We start from the raw sequence: 2,876 nt of genomic DNA, 5'->3' as shown, positions 1-2,876 counted from the left end.
TAATATTTCCCTGCTCGTCAATTTCTTCCAGCATAATCATTTCATTAGGTGCTAATATTTTCAAACCTTTCTGGCCAGCTTTAATCGATACACCTTCTTTTTTTCACTCAGTAAATGATTTAACAATTGCTGCACCTTCCATTTGTGATTTAATCAAGTTCATATTTTTGAAACTATATTTATTAGCAAAACCAGATATAAAATCTAAATATTCTTTCATTTTCTCTTCACTATTAAAATACTCATCTAATTCTGCACTCGATTTTTCAATCAGTAAATCAATTGATGATTTATCTTGTTTGTCTTCATCAGGTTTTTTTAATTCCATATCTTCTTTTTTACTTTGTTGCTGCTCAACTTTATCATCTTTCTCTTCTTCAATGCCTTTATAAAACACTTCTGCCTTATTGCCATATGTTCTATAAAATGTTGGCAGTTTATGATACGAATCCTTAAAAATTAAATTGTAGGCATCAGTAATTCTATCTGCAAAATATGCACTGACCTCACTCATAAAACTATCTACCTGACTTTGTTCAACTTCCATTGTTTTTGCAACCGAACTAAATAAATGATTATATTCTGCTAACATCTCATATAAAGTTTCGTTAAAAGTAAATACTGTTCCACCATTTTCACCATCAACTCTCTTTATAGCTTGACCATAAAATTTATGATTGAAATTAAATTCTAAATACTCTCTTAATTTTCTTTGAACCTCTTTTTCGGTTTTAATTCCATTACCTTCATCAACTCATCATTTTTCAAATTCTTTTTCATCTTTTGGATAATCATCTAAAAAATATTTTGCTACCGTCGCTGGTCCTGCAAATTGACTAAATAATCAAATTACCTTTTCTGGTATTTCGGATAAATTAAAGTTTCCTGGTATATGTCTATCTCGCATATAATCTGTCACTTCACCCCATGTAAAAATTCTAAAAGGTGCTCTTGCTCAATAAATACTAGGCAATACCGTATAAATTAAGTCGTTAAAAGCAATAGTCTTATCTGGATCTGCTTTGATTTCTTCCCAAGATTCTTCACCTGGCGAAAAACGATATCTATTAGCAAATTCCTCTTTAAATTGCTTTTTAAATGTTGCATAATCCATTACTGCTTCACGACTTTCAGGATACTCTTCATTAAGTTTTTTTCTAAATTTATCAACTTCAAGGTCAATTAGTTCATCTTTAAAAATCGAAACAAAATTTCTTCTAACATAGTCGTTATTTATTCTTTTTTCATTCTTTTTGTTAATATCAATTGAGTAATAATTAAATTCTTTAATTTTAATATCGCCAATAATTTCGTCTTTATCGCAATAAAAAGTATATGTTATTCGCATTGGATTATCAGGATAAGTAGTAATACCAACAGGACTTAAATCACTATATCTAAAAAATTTAACTAATTCACGTGCATTAGCACGAACTAACTCATCATCATTAATTCCTGTGTTAAATGTATGTTTTTGAACATCACCTTTATAAACATTTACTATTTCAAAATGATCTTGCATATTAATTGTTTTCAGCCTTTCTCGCAATATCTACATATAATTGCTCAACTTCACCTAACTCAGCAACATTTAATGAATCGGCATATTTTTGATCTTCATTATATTTTTTATAAAATTCTCAAAAACCATTTTTAATATCAACTAATTTTTGAATTGCTTTTCAATAAAGTACATCAGCATCTTTATTAACTTTTGAACCATGATAAAGTTCTTGCTTAACTTCATCTTTTGCATAATCCATTCAGGTATCTAACAAACCAAGAATTTTCTTAGCTTTATCTTCTCCTAAACTTTTAATAAATTTATATTCATTATATTGTGTCATTTTGACCCCCTTAATTTTAGTTTTCTTCACTATTTGCATTCGAGCACAAAATATTTAAATTTTTTCTCTGTTCTATCAGCTTATTTAAATCTTCATCATATATTTTTTCAACGCTACCTCCACCATCAATATTAATTTCTGTCATTTTTTCAAAATCTCACAAAATACCATCATTTGTATCAGCAACAATCTCTCTATGCTCATAATTCGGTTTATCCATATAATCAAATAAAAACATTGGTTTAATCGCTATCGGTTTATACCCACCAGCTAACACAATCGCCAACTCCTTAGATTTGTATTTCAAATCGCCAACATCCATCACAAATTCTTTATTTAATGATGATGAAACTGATTTTGTTTTGCCATTATATGAAGTCGATTTTCTCTCTTTTTCATACTTACCTAACATCTCAGCATACGCTTTTAGCGTTTCCTCATTATTAGTTTCTAAAAACACTGTTAATCTTGCCTGCGATTTAATTAATTTATGTTCTGATTTACCACTGTTATATTTATCTAATTGCGTATAGTCCTGCAACACCAAAAGGAAAAATATTTTTCTCGACCTTGATATCGACATTCAATCACCTAAATTTGGTATTTTTTCAATTGAGTTAAACTCTTCCATAACAAATAACAAACTTCTATTCAATTTTTTACCTGGTAAAGAATTTGCCTTCGAAATCGCACTTTTATAAATTTGACTAATTAAAATTGGAATTAGAAATGATGATGATTTTTTATGGTCTGGAAAACTGATAAATATCGCAAATGGTCTATCATTACCAATCATTTGTTCAAAATCAACATTATTTTTCGATGTAATTTCTTCAGTTTTCAAATCATTAGAAAATTGAATTAGAGCCTTCGTAGCATTAATCAAAATACCAGTTAATGTTTCAGGCACTGTCGTAATTAGTGCATCCATCTCACGTTTTAATTTTTCTCAATAAATTGATTTATATCTATTTTCATTTACAATCTTGGTTCATTCACCCATCGTAAAAGTATCTAAATTTAAAAACG

Annotated in this window: 2 protein-coding genes and 1 pseudogene; all 3 read right to left on the bottom strand. The window is 28.6% G+C overall.

From position 1 onward, the window contains the following. Window positions 1-1,522 (bottom strand): annotated as a pseudogene (locus N1F73_RS03535) (ArdC-like ssDNA-binding domain-containing protein); the annotation flags it as partial. 1 nt (window position 1,523) lies between these two features. Then, complete coding sequence (locus N1F73_RS03530; protein ID WP_259290466.1) at window positions 1,524-1,847, bottom strand: hypothetical protein; 324 nt, start codon at window positions 1,845-1,847, stop codon at window positions 1,524-1,526. A 16-nt stretch (window positions 1,848-1,863) separates the two neighbouring features. Then, window positions 1,864-2,876: type IV secretory system conjugative DNA transfer family protein (locus N1F73_RS03525; protein ID WP_260360132.1), on the bottom strand; the 1,013-nt coding region annotated here is incomplete at its 5' end.

This window comes from Mycoplasma sp. HS2188 (assembly GCF_025209835.1).
Taxonomy (GTDB): domain Bacteria; phylum Bacillota_I; class Bacilli_A; order Mycoplasmatales; family Metamycoplasmataceae; genus Mycoplasmopsis.
The sequence above is the reverse complement of the archived record's forward strand: the minus strand, read 5'-3'. Positions and strand labels throughout refer to the sequence as shown.